1 protein-coding gene is annotated in these 266 nt (G+C 44.0%); it reads right to left on the reverse strand.

Going from position 1 to position 266, the window contains the following annotated elements:
- Positions 1-266: tRNA-dihydrouridine synthase (locus tag L9G74_RS20875; protein ID WP_238898673.1), on the reverse strand; the 266-nt coding region annotated here is incomplete at both ends.

The following is a 266-nucleotide window of genomic DNA, read 5'->3' on the forward strand; positions in this document are numbered from 1 at the left end:
ATATCCCAATTAGCTTGTCCCTCATACATTTGCAACCTTGTACGACCATGAAGCGCTACAGCTTTGCCTCCTGCTCGTTCTACAGCTTGTGCATTTTCTATAGCGAAGATGTGATCTTCGTCCCACCCCATGCGCATTTTTACCGTTACAGGTTTATCGACCGCTTCCACTACAGCAGAAACCATTTCGTAAATTTTATTTGGATCCAGGAGCCATTTGGCACCAGCATCACATTTTGTAATCTTAGGTACAGGACAACCCATATT

Source organism: Shewanella electrica (assembly GCF_022321485.1).
Lineage (GTDB): Bacteria > Pseudomonadota > Gammaproteobacteria > Enterobacterales > Shewanellaceae > Shewanella > Shewanella electrica.